This is a genomic window from Stenotrophomonas sp. STEN063, from assembly GCF_056854515.1.
On record NZ_JBXFWF010000085.1, the window covers coordinates 1 to 16,174 of the forward strand.

At 64.2% G+C, this 16,174-nt stretch carries 4 protein-coding genes; 1 reads left to right on the top strand and 3 read right to left on the bottom strand.

Translation table 11 applies throughout. The features are described from left to right. Positions 1-132 precede the first annotated feature (132 nt). Together AC1VWL_RS17575 and AC1VWL_RS17580 are read right to left on the bottom strand one after the other, a co-directional pair. Positions 133-1,146 carry an OmpA family protein gene (locus AC1VWL_RS17575; RefSeq protein ID WP_482987538.1) on the bottom strand — a complete coding sequence of 338 codons (1,014 nt, stop codon included), beginning with the start codon at positions 1,144-1,146 and terminating at the stop codon, positions 133-135. A 10-nt stretch (positions 1,147-1,156) separates the two neighbouring features. Then, positions 1,157-12,277: an SdrD B-like domain-containing protein gene (locus AC1VWL_RS17580; RefSeq protein ID WP_482987539.1), complete on the bottom strand. Its 11,121-nt coding sequence runs from the start codon at positions 12,275-12,277 to the stop codon at positions 1,157-1,159. 1,036 nt (positions 12,278-13,313) lie between these two features. On the opposite strand from AC1VWL_RS17580, the gene AC1VWL_RS17585 reads away from it, so the two are divergent. Further along, positions 13,314-14,921 carry a winged helix-turn-helix domain-containing protein gene (locus tag AC1VWL_RS17585; protein WP_482987540.1) on the top strand — a complete coding sequence of 536 codons (1,608 nt, stop codon included), beginning with the start codon at positions 13,314-13,316 and terminating at the stop codon, positions 14,919-14,921. On the opposite strand, the gene AC1VWL_RS17590 is transcribed toward AC1VWL_RS17585, so the two are convergent. Further along, complete coding sequence (locus tag AC1VWL_RS17590; RefSeq protein ID WP_482987541.1) at positions 14,905-16,008, bottom strand: serine hydrolase domain-containing protein; 1,104 nt, start codon at positions 16,006-16,008, stop codon at positions 14,905-14,907. The genes AC1VWL_RS17585 and AC1VWL_RS17590 overlap by 17 nt on opposite strands. Between the last annotated feature and the right edge of the window lie 166 nt (positions 16,009-16,174).

Below are 16,174 nucleotides of genomic sequence, written 5' to 3' on the forward strand. Positions count from 1 at the left end.
GGTCTTGCCCCCTAGCCGCCCTATATTTTGCGGGGGGGTGGTGTGGTGGGGGTGTTCCTCTTGGCCCCCGGCTGGGGGCTGTGTGTTCTACAAAACCACCCACCCTCGCCCACCCCGGTTTGCCTGCAGAAGTCAGCGCGTCGTATTGAATTTCACTTCCACTCGCCGATTTGGCAGCAGGCACTCCCTCAGCTTCGCCCCGCTCATGCCGTCGCAGGCCTGCACCTGCTCGCTGTCACCGCGCCATTGGTAGGTAATCAGGTCTGCGGCGACGCCCTGGCTGATCAGGTACTGCCGAACGGTCTGCGCGCGACGCTCGGATAGACTCTGGTTGTATTGGTTGGTTGGACCCTTCAGGCGGTCAGCGTGGCCGACCAACTGCACACCGGTGATGGTCCGCTTCTCTTCGTCGACGCGGCGCAGCGTCGCGTCCAGCGAGCGCAGTGATTCAGGACGGATATGCCGTTGGGCGTCCTTGTCAAAATCGAACACCACGTTGGCGGTGAGCACCGCTTCCTGTGGCGGGACGACCGCAGGCGCCACCACGCATTGCCGCGCCAGCGCTTCGGCGTCGTTGGTCAGGTCTTCGGCAATCTGGATGTATGGCTTTGAGTGCCGCCATTGCTGCTGGTTGAACTCGTTGCCCGCATGCACCAGCTCCACTTCACCACAGGCCACCGCCTGCTGCGCGCATTCAAACCCCGGGGTTCCGTGGATGACGCGCAGACGCTTCCACAGGTCCTCGCGCAAATAGCGCGCATCGTTCACCAACGGGGTATCCGTTGACAGCGGTGACACGCCCCGCTCCATGCCGTCGATCAGCTTGACGGACTCATCCAATGCCAGCTGCGGGAAGTCACTGCGGTCGTTGCGGCTGTACTCGTGGAAGGACACGTCCAGCCAGCATTGCGCCTTGGACAGGTGGTAGTCGCGTACCGGGCGGCCACCGTCATTCAGCGCCTGGATCCTGTCCTGGGTGGCCTGGTAGCGCGAATGATCCGCGTACAGCGCTTCGTCGGTGATGCGCGCCTTCTGTGGCAACAACTCGGTCCGTTGCCCTGCGCCTGGCTGCTGCGCCAGCAACGGTGTGGCGCAAGCCGAGCTCAACAGCATTGCAATGATCAGTCGCGTACGACGAGGTGTCATGTCGGGGTCCTCAAGGCTGCGCCGGCTTGCGGTAGCGGTTGTCGTCGCGACGGAAAAGATCTTCGTCGAATTTGAAACGCAGGCGGATGAAGGCGCCTTCGTCGGTGTATTCGTAACCGGCCAGATCCCGGTCGGCCTCGAAACCAACGAAGTTGTAGCCCGCCGACAGCCACAGGTTCTGCCGCAGCAAGCGTCCGATTTCCATGCCGTAGGCATACTGGTTGCTGCCGTAGTCGCCACGGAAGGTGGTGCCGAGCACGCCGATATCCCAGTTCTCGGTGATGTCGTACACGATCCGACCGGACAGCAGCACGCCCCGGAAGCTGTCTTCGACGCGGCTGCCGTCGTTGTAGGCGAAGCGGTCCTTCTGCCACTTGGCAGCGATGCGGCCAGTGAGCCACCACGGCCGCGACGGATGCCAGTCGGCATGGGTGGAGACGATATGCGCGGCGGTGCGGATGTCCTGGCCAACATCCTGCTGCGAGGCGCCATCAATCCCCATGCCGCTCTTGTCCGACTCCAGCTTGTACTCGTATCGGGCCAGCGCGTTGATCCGGTTCCGATCGGTATCGCGGTAGGCAACACCAAGCTGGAAGCGGTCCTGCATCACATCACCGCGCGATTTGTAGTCGGTGGCAAGCAGGTAGTTGCGCGCAAGCAGGGTCCAGTCACGGTTGAGCTTGCGGGCCCACATCAGCTGGAACAGCGTGGTGTTGAACTCCTCGTTGGTGGCTGGTGTGCTGTCCACATCGCCGGAGATGCGGTACTCCAGGCGCATGGCACCGCGCCACAGCGGGTTGGCGCTGTAATCCAGACCCAGGGCCAGTGCGGTGGAATCGCCACTGTCGCCTTCGTAGATCTTGACGTGCTCAGCGGCGGTGCTCAGGCGCAGGCCTTCGCGCACACTCCAGTCGTTGCGGATGCCCGAGGCCATCTGCACATCGCGCCCGGCAATGGCATCACGCAGGCGGTACTCGCTGAACACCTGGGTGTCCTTGAGGTAGGTGCTGTCGACACCGAACACCAGCGCATCACTTTCGCGATCGGTGGTGGTAATGCCATAGGCGCTGGTCAGGCCGGTCTGCTTCTCGTAGCGGCCATACAGGCGATTGCGCTCGCGCAGCTGGTAGTCAGCGCCAACAGCGACCCGGTTGCGGTCTTCACCATTGACGTCCTGCTCGTACTCGCCGCCCAACACCAGCTTGTCGGTGACTTTATAGCCAGCGCCAACATGCACGCTGTCCGACTCCAGCTTGGTGCCGATCGGCAGGCTGCTGCTAGGCACCGTGCCACCGCTGCGGATGATCGGCAAGCCGGTGAGCGGATCCAGCGGTTGCTGGCCATAGCCCAGCGCCCCGCCCGCCGATCCGGTGGCAAATCCGCCACTGAGGCCACCGGTGCTGCCGAACGGCGGCAGCGTCGACCACGGCGAGTAGGCACCGATGGTCTCGCGGATGCTGCGCACGCCCAGATCCAGCGTCAGCCGCTTGGTTGCATCGATACGCACGCCGGCACCGGCCGCATCGCGGTCGCCACCATCAGGATTGCGGTCCTCGCTGCGCATTGCCTCCACGTAGACCTGGAAGCGCGGATTGACCGTCCAGTTCAACTCCAGGTCGTACTCACCACGGCCGCCATACAACGGCGAGGACGGGTTGTTGAACGCAGGGTCACTGCGGCCGGCAAACATGCGCGCATCGAAGGCCTTGCCATCGTGGGCGAACTCCAGCCGGTACGCATTGCCACTGATATCACCACTGAGGTTCTGCAGCCCAGGCGTTGCGTACTGGTTGATGGAGTTGGTATTGACCTCGCTTTCGGTACGCGCGGCCTCCAGCACCATCCAGGTGTTGGGCCCAAAGCGGAAGCCCAGGTTGGCGCTGCCCATCTTGAACGGTGCGAACGGATTCTCATCCTTTACGTAGGAAGCACCGGCCTCGATGTACTTGTTGACGCGGAATTGCGCGTCCACGCCGTACACCCAGAACTTCTCCGTGCCCTGGTCCAGCTCATACGTCACCCGCAGCGAGATCGGGTTCAACTCGCTGTCGAAGGCGGGCAGGAAGCTGTTGAGCAGGATGCGCCCGGAGAACGGCTCGAAGCTGTAGTCAATCAACCGTCCCAGGCCACGCACATTGATGATGCGGCTGGGCTGGTTGCGGTCGCGGGTGATCACCTCCACCCGCTCGCTGCCTTCCAGCACCGCGCTGTTGCGCAATGCGTACGGGCCGCTGCCCTGGCTGGGGAACTCATCGATCACCTGCCGCAGCGAATCCTCCATCGCGAACACATTGCCGCGCACGCGCTTGCCTTCGAAATGCCAGCCGAAGCCGGTCGCGGTGCGGTTATAGGTGCCCAGGCTGCGCATCACCGCCTTGCCGCTGGCGCTGATGCCGGTCTGCGTGGTCAGCGTGTCGCCGGTCTGGAAGTCGCCGTACATCATGTAGCTGCGGTTCTTGTCGATACGCACGTACAGGCGCTCGGCCGAACGGGCATCGAAGCCTCGCAGGGAGGAGTCGCCATAGACCGGATAGAACTCTTCCGGCTGGATGTCGCGCAGCAGGCGGCCACGCACGTCCTTGTCCGAGTCGTAGGCGGCGGTCAGCAGGTATTCGCCCTTGATCTTGCCCTTGACGAAGAACGCGGTGCGTGCCGCTGCATTGGCCTTCCCGCTGTTGAAGTTGCGCTCCCAGCGGCGGATGTCACGGTCAAAGCCATCATCACGCCGCGCCGTGTCCAGCGTCGCGCCGTTGCGGAAGTTCACCACGCCCTCGACCAGACCGGTTGCCAGCAACTCGCGCATCTCCGGCAGGAAGCTGACCGTGTTCTCGGCGCTGACCCCGCCCGAGGTGATGCGCACCAGCACGTCCTGCGGCACGTCCGGTGCCAGCAGGTCGAACTCGGCGCTGCCGTTTTCTATCGGCAACTGGATGCCCGGCGTGCCGCGATCGGCATCCAGACGGCCTGGCCCAAGCTCGTCGGTGCGACCACCAACCAAGCGCACCCGGCCACCGCTGTACTCGATGGTGGCAAAGCGCTTGCCCGCCAGCAGCTTGCCATCGGCGCCCAGCAGCTGAACCCGCACATGCACCGGTGACTGGCCATCAGCCGGCACACCATCGCGGTCCACGTCCACCCGCAGCGTATCCACATCCGTGTTGACGCTGTAGTCGACCGCGCCGGATTGCAGGTCGATCGGCTGTGGTTGCGCTTCGCTTGACGCCAACGATTGCGGGTTGGCGACGACACCGGACGACAAGGCACCGTCGAAACGGTGGCTGTCTGCCAGCGTCGGCAAGGCACCTGTGCTGGAGCTTGCTTGCCCGCCGGCAGCCACCGGAGCGGGCGGTGCGTCCGACGTGTCGCCTTCGGTCCCGGCGGCATCAGCGCTGACACCACCTTGCACCACCGAGCCATCCGCTCCGCGCTGCGCAGGCTGCAACCGCAGCGTGCCGCGCGGAGCAACAATCCCCGGCATCTGGTTTGCCGAATCGGTGGCACCAATCGGCGCACGCAGCGGTTGTGCCTGGAAGCTCAGCGGCAGCCCCGGCAGCTCGGTTTCCGGCGCACCAACTTCACCCTGCGTGCGCCGTGCCTTGACCTGCTCCAGCACCTCGTTGGAGCCGCTGCCCTCGATGAAATCGGCGCGATGCAGCTCGCCGTTCTTCAGATCGACGAAGAGGCTGTCCGCATCGCCGAGGTTGCGGTTGCTGCTGGTGATCAGGCGCGAGCCACGCGGCAAGGTACTGGCATCCACCTTCAGCGTGTGGCTCTTCGGCGGCAGGCCACAGTAGCTGTACTTGCCTTCCGAATCGGACACCATCCAGGTGCCGTCGTTGAAGTAGAAGCGCACGCCCGGGATGCCGATCTCCTCACGGTCCTGCATATGGTTGTTGTTGCTGTCCACATAGATCTTGCCCAGGACGCAGGCCTCATCGGTGAACACGCCACCCGTCACGCGTACCCGGTACTGCGCCGGGTTGGAGGTCACCCCGCCCGGATACGGTTGCAAGGTGCCCGGATCGACGCAACCACCGGCCGTGGAGCACCCATGTGCCTGCGCGCGGTTGATGCCGTCACCCTGCATGGCGCCCACGCCAACCCGCACGCGGTAGGTCAGCAGCTTCTGCTGGCCCAGGTTGATGCTGCCTACGTTGAACACCAGGCGCGGGCCCGGCTTGCCATAAGGATCGGCGATGCCACCGCCATCCACCCGCGCCGTCCCGTTGATGTAGGTGAAGCCCGGCGGCAGGTTGTCGATGACATTCACCGTCTGCAGCGGTTCACCAGCGGTCTGGCGGATGCTGATGGTGTACAGCATGGTGTCGCCGACCTCGACCACCTGCTTGTCACCGGTCTTGCTGATCACCAGGCCCGGCGCCACCGCTGGATCCAGCGGCAGATGGTTGTGGACGATGCTGGCCGTGGCCGAACCGGCAAACAGGCCCAGGAAGTACTGGGTGCCGGTGCCCACCGGCGCGGTCGGCGCGTTGGCCTGCGGCTGCACCTTGTAGGTGGTACCCGATATGCCGGGCGGCGACAGGCTGTTGGCTTCAGCAGGAATGAGCGCCGAGCGGAAGGTATAGCCCGCCGGCGGCGTCACCGTCAGCTGGAACTCGCAGCGACTGGGCGCAGCCGGTCCCAGCAGGAACTGGTAGTAGCCATCGCTGCCGACCGTCATCGAGATCTGGTCACCGCTGATGCTGTAGCCGCCCTGCCCGCCATTGAGCACACCGGTAGCCGGATCGTAGCCAGCACACATGCCCACCGGCGCCAGCGTCACGATTGCACCTGGCACCGGGTTGCGGGTAACCGCGTCATAGACCACACCACTCGGGTCCACCGGCAGACTCTGCTGCGGCAGGTTTTCGCCAGCGCGCAACACCACTTCCAGCTGGGTGATGCCGTCACCGTCAACCCGACAGGTGCTGCTGGTGCCGTTGTTGATCGCGTTGCCGGAGTTGCACGGTGCTGGCGGCCCGGCAGCGGTCTCGCCGGTTACCGGGAAGCCCCACAGCACACCGCTCTGCGGATGACGGAAGCGCACGTCATAGCGCGTGCCCGGCAGCAGATCGTTGAAGCGGTAGCTGCCATCGGCACCGGTGCTGGCGGTACGGATGACCTGGTTGCTGGCCGGATCGTACAGCTCCACCGTCCAGTTCGGCAGGCGTACGTCACCGGCGTCGAGCAGCGCATCATCACTGCCGATGTCGAACCAGACCGTGCCCGACAGCGATGCCGCATCCTGCACCTCGGTCATCAAGCGGCAGGCATTCTGGGTGATTGCCGGATCACAGACCGGCAGCTGGGTGATGTCGCCATCAAAGGCGCCCTGCTCGGCGGGCGATGGCGCATGGTCGGCGTCTTCACCACCACCGCGGACGATCACCGCGTTGTGGATCGGCGACGCCGCTGCGGCGGCAGCACTCACAGCCACATTCACGGTGATGGCGTCGGGTGACGTCGCACCGCTGGCCAGCACCGTACTGCTGGTGCAGCTGAAGCGGTCCGCGCCGGGCGCTCCGGTGCAGCTCCAGGCGTTGCCACTTGGTGTCGCGGCCAGCGTTACACCCGTGGGCAAGCGGTCATCCACCTGGTAACTGCCCACCGTCGGCTGCGGGCCGATATTGCGTACACGCACGCTGTAACTAGCCGCATTGTTGACGGTGAAACGCGTCGGTTGCGCGCTCTTGCTGACCACAAGATCCGGCGTATCGGCTACCTCGCCGAAGTTCTGCTCGATCGATACCTGACCCAAGGTCAGGGTGATCGCACTGATTGCCGACGGCACCGTGGATACCGGAGTGGCAAGCCCCATCGACGCACCGTTGACGGTGCCGGGCGTGGTGATGCCGTTGGTGGTATCCGGTGGCTGGGTCGGCTCGGTCACCGTATAGGTGCCCGGGCGCAGGTTGTCGAACAGATAGGCGCCATTGGCATCGGTCACCACACTGAGTGGCGCCACGGTCGCAGACAGGTCGTCGTTGCCGGTGAGCTGCAGGGTGACATTGGCAATGCCTGACTCACCCGCGTCGATGATGCCGTTCTTGTTGTTGTCGTAATACACACGACCGGCAATCGACGAACTGGCGATCTCACCGAAATTGTTGTCGATGCTCGCCTCGTCAAGGTCCAGCACGATGGCGCTGATCACCGAAGGAGTGACGCTGACCGCGGTGGCGGTACCGCCGGTACTACCCGCAACCGTGATGCCGTTGCGGGTATTGGCGGGCTGGTCGGGCTCAGCGACGGTATAGGTACCCGGCACCAGGCCGGCGAACAGATAGCCACCATTGGCATCGGTCGATTGGCTCAGCGCCACCGTCCTGTTGTCGCGGTCGGTACCACTGAGCTGGATGTCGACCCCGGCGATGCCGGTTTCGCCATTGTCGATGAGGCCGTTGTTGTTGGCATCCAGCCAGACCTTGCCGGCCAACGAGCTGCCCACCGGCTCTTCACCGAAGTTGAAGTCCAGGCCCTCGCTCGCGCCGATGCCGAGGCTGAGGTCAATCTGGCTGATGCGATCGGTGGTCGATGGATCACCCGCTACCGCGGTTCCGGGCACGCAACCACTCGGGCACGCCGCCCCGTTGATGGTGCCGGGATTCACCGCCGTTGCGCGGTTGCGGTACGCACCCGCAGGCAACGGTTGGCGCAGCGTGTAGCTGCGGGCAGGGTCGAGATCGATGAACTGATAGGCGCCCGTCGCGTCGGTGGTGGTGGTCCGCTCCACGATCGAGGTGACGGCATCGAGCAGCTCGACGGTTGCACCGGCAATCGCCGGGTCGCTGCCGACGGTACGCAGGTTGTTGAAGTCCGCATCCACATACACGAAGCCTGCCAGCCGTGCATTGTTGAACTCGGGGAAGTTGTAGCGCACGCCATTGCTGTTGACCGGCACCGGAATGGCGCTGTAACTGGAGTTCGGCGCTCCAGCCGCGTAGGTGCCGCCGAGCGACGGCGCCAACGGGCCGCTGGTCGGCGGATCCACCGGGCCGTTGGCAAAGCCCAGCGGCTGGGTCTGGGCGACGTTGTAACCACTGGCATTCGACGGAGAAAGATTGCCGAAGCTGTAGTCACCATTGGCATCGGTGGTGGTGCTCAGGCTGACCGCATTGCCATATTCGTCGGTGCCGGTCAGCGCCAGGCTTACACTGGGGATACGCGGCTCCAGTGCGGCAGCCTGCGGAACACCGCCGTTGCCACCACTACGATCACGGTCCTGGAACACGGTACCGGCCAGCGTGGACGCGGTGACATTGATCGGGGCGGTGGCGGTATTGTTGCCCGCATCGGTGTCGACCTGCTCGGTGCCTACGGACGCCGTATTGATCGCATTGCCACCGGGTGGAAGCACATCCCAACGCACCGGGATGATCACCCGCACACGCCCGTGGTTGGCGCCCTCGGAAGTCACGTCGCCCACGTTGCAGATGACGTTCTGCCCGTTCTGGCTGCAACTGCCAGTGCCGTTGGGCTGGTCATCCGGCAGGCTGGCAATGTCCGGCCCGATCTTGCGCCAGGTGATCGGCGTGCCGGTAACCACCATGTTCGGCGGCAAGGTGTCGGTGATCACCGTACCGGTGCCATTGAGCGGGCTGGTACCTGTGCGGTCGCGCGACAAGCTGTTGCCCGGGCCATTGTTCTGCACATCGAACACCCAGAAGAACGGCTCGCGTATCGATACCGTGCCCAGGACCGGTGGCAGCGCAACGCTGGGATCAGGATCCGGTGGCGTCAGCCTGGATACGGCGCGTTTGCTGATGAGGAGGTCGACCTTGCTGCGGATGGCGGTGGTCTCGCCCTCGGTGTTGTTTGCCGGATTGCGCTCCGGTTCCGCGGAACTCGCCACCGCCACATTGTTGATCACATCACCACCAGCGCCCGGCTGCGACGAGTACTGATAGCGGAGATACAGGGTCGATGTCGCATTGATCCCGATCACCCCATTGGTGTCGCTATCGGGGAAACCTGCGCCGGGCACTTCACATTCCACCGTGATCGGGCTGCCGATGGTCGGATTGCTGCCCGCGGTCATCGGGCACCTGATCATCGAGAATGGCCCGTTCGGGGACGGCGAGCCCCCCAGGAACTGCAGGGTCTTGTTTGCTTCCGGGGTGATGGTGTCGGTGATGGTGACGCCACTGGCTACCGACGGCCCCAAGTTCAACACAGTCACGCGGTAGGTGATGAAGTTCGCGCTGGGGTCGTTCGGATCGTAGGGCAAGGGGTCCACGCCGCCGGTGAAGCCGGTGTCATCCTTGTTCACTACCAGGTCCACGTCGCCAACTGCCACGTTCAAAATCGCCGATTTTTCGTCATCGGCGGAGGTTGCAATGGTGTTGTACTCGAAATCACCATTGGCATCGGTGCCGCCGCTGGGATCCGGCGTGCCGTCACCATCACGATCAAAGAAGAAGTCTGCCGTGTTGGTGTACACGCGCAATGGACCACCGATGATTGGATCGTCCAACGGCCGGATCTGGACGGTCATCGTGTGCTGTTGGCCACCAGGTATATCCAGCGGCGTACAGGTCAGCACCAGCGTGCCGGCCGCCGCGCCATTCGAGTTGACATTCAGCAGGCCGCCGGTGCCCGCTGTTACCGTGACACCGCCAGTGACGGACGGGACACACACGGTGCTGCCACCACCACTGCGGGTGTCATTGACCAGGGTGAAGCCCGGGTCATCGGCGCGCAGGTTGATCACATCGCGGAACACCACGCCTGGCGCCAGTGACGGCCCCTCATTGCGGTACTCGATGCGGTAGATGCTGTCCACGCCAACGCTGCCGGTGGTGCCGGTGGTGATGGTCTTGGCCTCGGTTTTCACATTGGACACGCGCGGCACCCGCACATAGTCCGAGCCGGTGTTGTTGCCCGGGTTCACCTCGCCGGCAGCACCGGGCACCGACGGATCAATGCCTGCGCCCGCGGTATTGCACCAGGAGCCTGCCGGTGCGGTGGTGGCACCACAGGTTGCCGCTGGCCGCGAGGCGCTATCCGCCAAGGGGCCGGCAAGGGTGACCACGATATCGGTCGGGGTATTGGCCGGCAGTGGCGTTGCCCCGGACTCGCAATGCAGGCCACCCGACGCACTGACCGAACAGGTCCAGTTGGCCGGTGCCTGCACGGTGGCGGTGGTGCGCCCAGCCAGGAAGCCCGGCAGCGTGTCCTCGACCACCACACCGGTGGTGGCATCCGGGCCGGCGTTGCTCACGGTGATGGTGTAGCTCATGCCGGTGTAGCCGATCGGCAAGGTATTGTCAGCCGTCCCTACGCCGTTGGTGCGCTTGACGATACTCAGGTCGGCGCGCAATGGCGAAGGCATGATGCCAGCGCCGTTGCAATCGTTGGTGTTGTTCGGATCGCCAAGGCCACTGCCAGTGCCCGGCTCGAGCGAGTTGCCGCTTCCGCCGGTGCAGGCGGTGTTGGTCAGCGTGGAACCTTCCGCCTCGGGATGGGCAAAGCTCTGCAACCGCAGCGGCGCGGCACTTTGCCCCATCGCCAACGGAAATTGGTCCGGGTTGAGGTCGCAGGTGACCACCTGCCGCGTGCCGGCAACGTAAGGCGTCGCCGTGCAAGTCCAGGGCGTGGTGTTGGACGGGACGTACTCTTCGCCGATTGCCAGCGTATCTACCACCTGCACGTCGCTGAGCGCCGATGCCGGCCCCTGGTTGGTGACGTTGATCGTGGAGGTGATGATGTAGCCGCTGCCGGCCGGCGGCTGGCCCGGACCAGGCCAGGTCGGCACCAACTGCGGCGCCTTGGTCTTGCCAAGGCTGAGGTCGGCACCGTTCGGCAGCACGGTGAAATTCGCGCTGCTGTCGTTGTTGGCGGTGTTGGCGTCGGGCAGGCTGCCGCTGACGGTTGCAGTGTTGGTCACCGGTCCACTGCTGCCCGGCCCCGTCAGCGGCACGCGGGCAACGATGGTGAACGTTGCACTGGCGCCGACCGCCAAGGTGGCCGGGGCGGGCAGCGAACAGCCATGCACCGTGTTCGCGCCGGTGCTTGCACAACTCCAGCCAGGCGCACTGGCGCTGCTTTCGATCAGGAAGCCGGCCGGCATCGGATCGGTCCAGCTCACATTTTCGGCTGGACTCGGGCCGTTGTTGGTCACCGTCACCGTGAACGTGATCAGCTCACCGGGCAGCGCCGGGACCGGCGTCGCGGTCTTGTCGATGGCCAGGTCGGCGCCGGCAGCAATGCTTACAACAGCGTCATCGGTGTTGTTGCCGCTGTTCGGATCAGGCGTACCGACCGCATTGACGGTGGCGGTATTGACCACGCTGCCACTGGCAACCTCGACTTTCCCTTTGAAGGTATAGGTTGCGCTCTGGCCCACGCCAAGCGCGCCGGCATGGGTGCCGTTCTGGTTGTTGAAGGTCCAGCTGCCGGCTACCGCCTGTGCGCTTCCGGGAACGTAGGTAACACCGCTGGGCAAGGTATCGGCAACATTGAAATTGGTCGAGACGTTCGGACCGTTGTTGGTGACGGTAATGGTGTAGGTCACTTCACCGCCGGCAATGACCGGATCGGGCGCGGCACTCTTGGCCATGCTCAGATCGCCGGACTGCGTCAGGGTCGTGTTCTGCGTTGCGATGTTGTCGCCGGCATTGGAATCACCGGCAAAGAATGGATCAGTTGGTTGCAGACTGGTAAGCGGCGTGCCGGCCGCTGGCGCAGGTTGCCGCCCCACCGCAGCGACGATATCAACGGTACCCGGCCCGAGCCCGGCGGTGCTCACCTGCAGGTTGATATCAAACGAATCGCCGTTATTGAGCGTCGGTGGAATGACGCAGACCACGCGTGTGCTGACGACCGCATCTGCGCTGCAGTAAGCAGGCAGGTTTACCGCAGTGGCTCCCGCCGGAAGATCGAATGCAACAACTGCATCCGGCACTGCTTCAGGGCCGCCATTGGAGAGTGTCAACCTGTATTCGATGATGCTGCCCGCAGGCACCGGGTCGGCAACCTCGGAGAAAGTATTGATCCCGAGATTCGCCGCAGCAGCCAGCGGCGCCCAGCCCAGCAGCAACAGCAGGAGCATCGAACCAAGAAGATGTTTTCCCCAACGGCGCGCAGCACCATCAGGCCGTACCGGAGCAACCGCCACAAGCAACTGCGACATCGCACCTCTCCAGAACACCCAATACACGAAGGAAGGCGCTGCCCATCACTCCCATGCAGCAGCGCAAAATGTCAGCATTGATCTACAACGATCCACAGCGCGAAGCGATCATCGCGATGCGCGATGGCGCCTTCCCACAGCTCCGAGCAACATGAATGCCCCTGCAATGAACGGTGCATGCAGATATGTGAAGCGAATGTCAAAAAACATGGCTTTTATTTTGCTGAATACACACAGATCTGCCCTGCAATTCTGATTGGCGAGGAAGACACGCGCGGGCAATCCCGGCTCGCAGTTCTTTTCAGTTTCATTACTGAAACTTTGGATTGAAGAACCAACACGCTCGCAGCAACTGGAGCGTCCCAGCAGCATCGTGGCGCCATAGTTTGAAATGCAGATTCCTGCAGCTCATTACTCAATGACACGCAGCATCGTCCTGCAAATCAACAAGCTGTCTGGATGGCAACGCACAAACCGGAGACCTCAGCAAGCGACACATACCGATGCGGCCAAGCATCGGCATCACCACCAGCCGTTCTTACCTGTGATACCGACGCTGTTTGAGCTGTTGCAGCTCGTCGCAGCCGACACCTTTGGCTAGATTCATTTCTGAGAAGTAGTGCTGTCAGCACGCAATCCCCGGTTTCCATCGCGGCGGCTTTCCTTTCTGCGCGGATCGTCGAGGGCCATCGGTCCTTCATTTGCGCGCGCCATGACTGCCCGGCGCCCCAAAGCCCCTCCAGACGACCGCCCCTCCAGGGCGCGAGCCCAGCCTCAATCGGGTGGAATGAGCGGAGTGCACGCCCTCTGCCACTCGGGTTTCGCCTGTTAATCTTGACCACCATGGATGTCCCCAGCACCCGCTACCCCGCCGCGCTTACCGTCCTTGCACTGCCCATGGCAGCTGCAATACTGCGTGCTGGTTTGACCAATGCAGATGGCAGCGCACCGGCATGGCCGCCTCCCCTGGTGGTGCCTACGCTTCCCGCCTTTTCGCTGCCGCGCCGGCTGCCCCGCTAGAGACAACACAGCTCACATGCCTGACCCTCAGCCCGGCGCGCCCCTGCACTACCGTCTCGATGACCTGCGTATCGACGTAGCGCGGCAACGCGTGTTGCGCGATGACGGCCAGGTATTGGATGTCGCCGGGCTCAGCTTCCGGCTGCTGCATTACCTGCTGACCCAAGGTACCCGCGTGGTCGGCTTTGATGCCCTGATCGCAAACATCTGGGCACCCGCAATCGTCAACGAAGAAACAGTGACCCAGCGCGTGCGCCTGCTGCGCCAGGCCTTGGGCGACGACGGCCGACAGGCACGCTACCTACGTTCGGTACGCGGCCAGGGCTACCAGCTGTGCAGCGAGCCGGTGGTCGAGGACGCGTTTGTGACATCCACGCAGCCAACCGCATCCGCTCCGACAGCCACAAGACAGCGTCGCATCGCAATCACTGCGGGCATTGCCCTGCTTGCAGCTGCTGCCGGCCTGGTCTGGTGGCGCTGGCCAGCCCCCGCAGCGCCCGCGACGTCACCGCTACTGCAGCGCGCCGACTATTACGCGGGCATCGGTCAGCGTGACAACAACGAACGCGCCATGGCCTTGTACCGCCAACGCCTGCAGGAAGCGCCAGACGATGTGCAGGCACAACTCGGTGTTGCCCGCGCCCTCGCCGCCCGTACCTGCCTGTACAACGGCAACAGCGAAGATGCCGAGCAGGCGCAGGCCCTGGCCGAAGCCGTGATCGCCCGCCAACCGAACTTGGCTGCTGCCTTTGCAACGCTGGCTTACAGCCACGATTGCAGAGGCCAGATCCAGGCCGCGCTGACCGGCTACGAGCGCGCGGTGCAGATCGATCCGGGCGCCGATTCCAGCCGTGCGTCGGCTGCCTACCTGTATGCACGCCAGGGACGCTTGAGCGACGCGCTCGCCGCCAACATGGCGGTTCGCCATCCCGGACGGGTGCGCTTCTGGGAGCTGCAGGTCGCCTCCAACCTCGACCTGCTCGGCTACACCGCCGCCGCGGAAGCCCGCTATAAACGCAGCTTCCAGTTGTACCCGGACAACGTGTTTTCCAACATCGCCTGGCCGGAGTTCCTCCACGAACACGGCCGCAGCGGCGAAGCGCAGGCCGCGATGGAAGAAGCCATCGCGCGCGGCACCGAGCACGCCCAGCTGTATCTGCTCGCCGCCGAGCTGGCACTGCAACGCGGCGACCTCGACGCCGCGCGCATCGCGGCGCGGCAGGCACGCGCGCTCAAGCCACATGCCAGCCTGCCAATGACAATGGCGTGGATCGTGGCTGCGGAAGCCAAGCCAGCTGAGTCCGTGCTGCTGGCCCGCTCGCTCGAGCTGCGCTCCGGGTTGGGCAAGGGTAGCGATGCGCAGGACGGCATCGATGCCGCATTGCTGGCCGACCTCGCCGGCGACCGTGATGCCGCGCTGGCAGCACTACAGGCCGCGGTGGCGGCCGGCTATCGCAATGGCAGCTATCTGCGGATATCACCATTGCTGGCCGAGCTTCGCAGCGCGCCAGGCTACGCACAGCTGCTGCAGACCATCGATACAGCGGTGACCGCCGACCGGGCACGGCTCATCGCATCCGGTCAGCTGCCAGCCGATGCCCAGGCGGTTACGGCAACGCGTTGAGGATGTAGTCCTGCAGCAACTTCTGGGTTTCCTGGTGCATGCCGCGCTGGTTGAAGCGGGTGCGCGTGACCACGACCACCAACTGCTTCTCCGGCACCACGAATACCGCATTGCCGCCATTGCCGGACATCGCCCAGGCATGCACCGGCTTGCCGCCTGCGCTGAACGGGAACCGCCAGATCTGGTAACCGTAGTCGGCATCAAAAGGAGTCTGTGCCGCGGCCTGGGTCATGGCTTGCGTCCATGCGGCGGGTAACACCTGGCGACCTTTCCAGCGGCCATTGTCGATCAGCAGCTGCCCCAGCTTGGCCAGGTCACGGCTACGGTACTCGGTGCCACCGCCGCCCATGCCGACGCCTTCTGACGAGCGGTTCCAGACCGACACCTCTATTCCAAGTGGGCGCTCCAGCACTTCGGCGGCAAAACGCTGCAACGGCATATGGCTGGCACGCTCGACAATGGCCCCGAGCAGGAAGGAGTTGGCCGTGCAGTAGGCGAAGGCACGCCCGTGCGGACTATCGGCCGGCCGCTTGGTCCATGGCGCATAGCCGCGCTCCGGCAGATTGAGGGTGAAGCCGGTCCAGTCGGCGCTGACATACATGCGCTCCTCATGCCCGGCGGAGTACTCGTTGTTGTCATCGCACTCCCACTGCGCGCTCATCGTCAGCAGATCTTCGAGCGTGATCGCGTTCTTGAACGCACCGGGGTGTGCGGGCGTCCTGTCCGGGAAGAAGCCCAGCACCGGTGCCTTCACCCCGCTGATCATGCCGCGGTCGATGGCCGCGCCGACCAGCATCGCGGTCACGCTCTTGGTCAGCGAGCGGGTGTTGTGCAGGCTGCTGCGGTCGGCGCCGTTGAAGTAGACCTCGTGGACCAACGCGCCGCGATGCACCACCAGCACGCTGGTGGTATCGGGTGCCTGGCCGCCCTTGATCGCGGCATCCAGGGCGCTGAGCTTGCTGGCATCCAGTCCGTGGCTGGCCGGGTCGGCGACGGTCCAGTCATCGCTGGCTGGCGGGGCGGAGGCGGCGGAGGCGGCTCCAAGCAACAACGCGGTGAACAAAGCAAGGCGGATCAACAGTGACATCGGGGTGCTCCATGTGTGGAGCGTCCAGCCGAACATTCGCTTGGATGAAACGCCTGATGCCTGGATGAAGATTTATGAAGTTGTTTGCAATCAGTGGCTTGGCAGAAAGGCAAAACCGGGGTCAAAACCGGGGTCAGAGTGGGGTTTCGTTCCGAAACCCCCACTC

Excerpts from the sequence above, each read along its gene's own strand:
- AC1VWL_RS17575 (WP_482987538.1), bottom strand. The coding sequence starts at position 1,146 with ATGACACCTCGTCGTACGCGACTGATCATTGCAATGCTGTTGAGCTCG.
- AC1VWL_RS17580 (WP_482987539.1), bottom strand. The coding sequence starts at position 12,277 with ATGTCGCAGTTGCTTGTGGCGGTTGCTCCGGTACGGCCTGATGGTGCT.
- AC1VWL_RS17585 (WP_482987540.1), top strand. The coding sequence starts at position 13,314 with ATGCCTGACCCTCAGCCCGGCGCGCCCCTGCACTACCGTCTCGATGAC.
- AC1VWL_RS17590 (WP_482987541.1), bottom strand. The coding sequence starts at position 16,008 with ATGTCACTGTTGATCCGCCTTGCTTTGTTCACCGCGTTGTTGCTTGGA.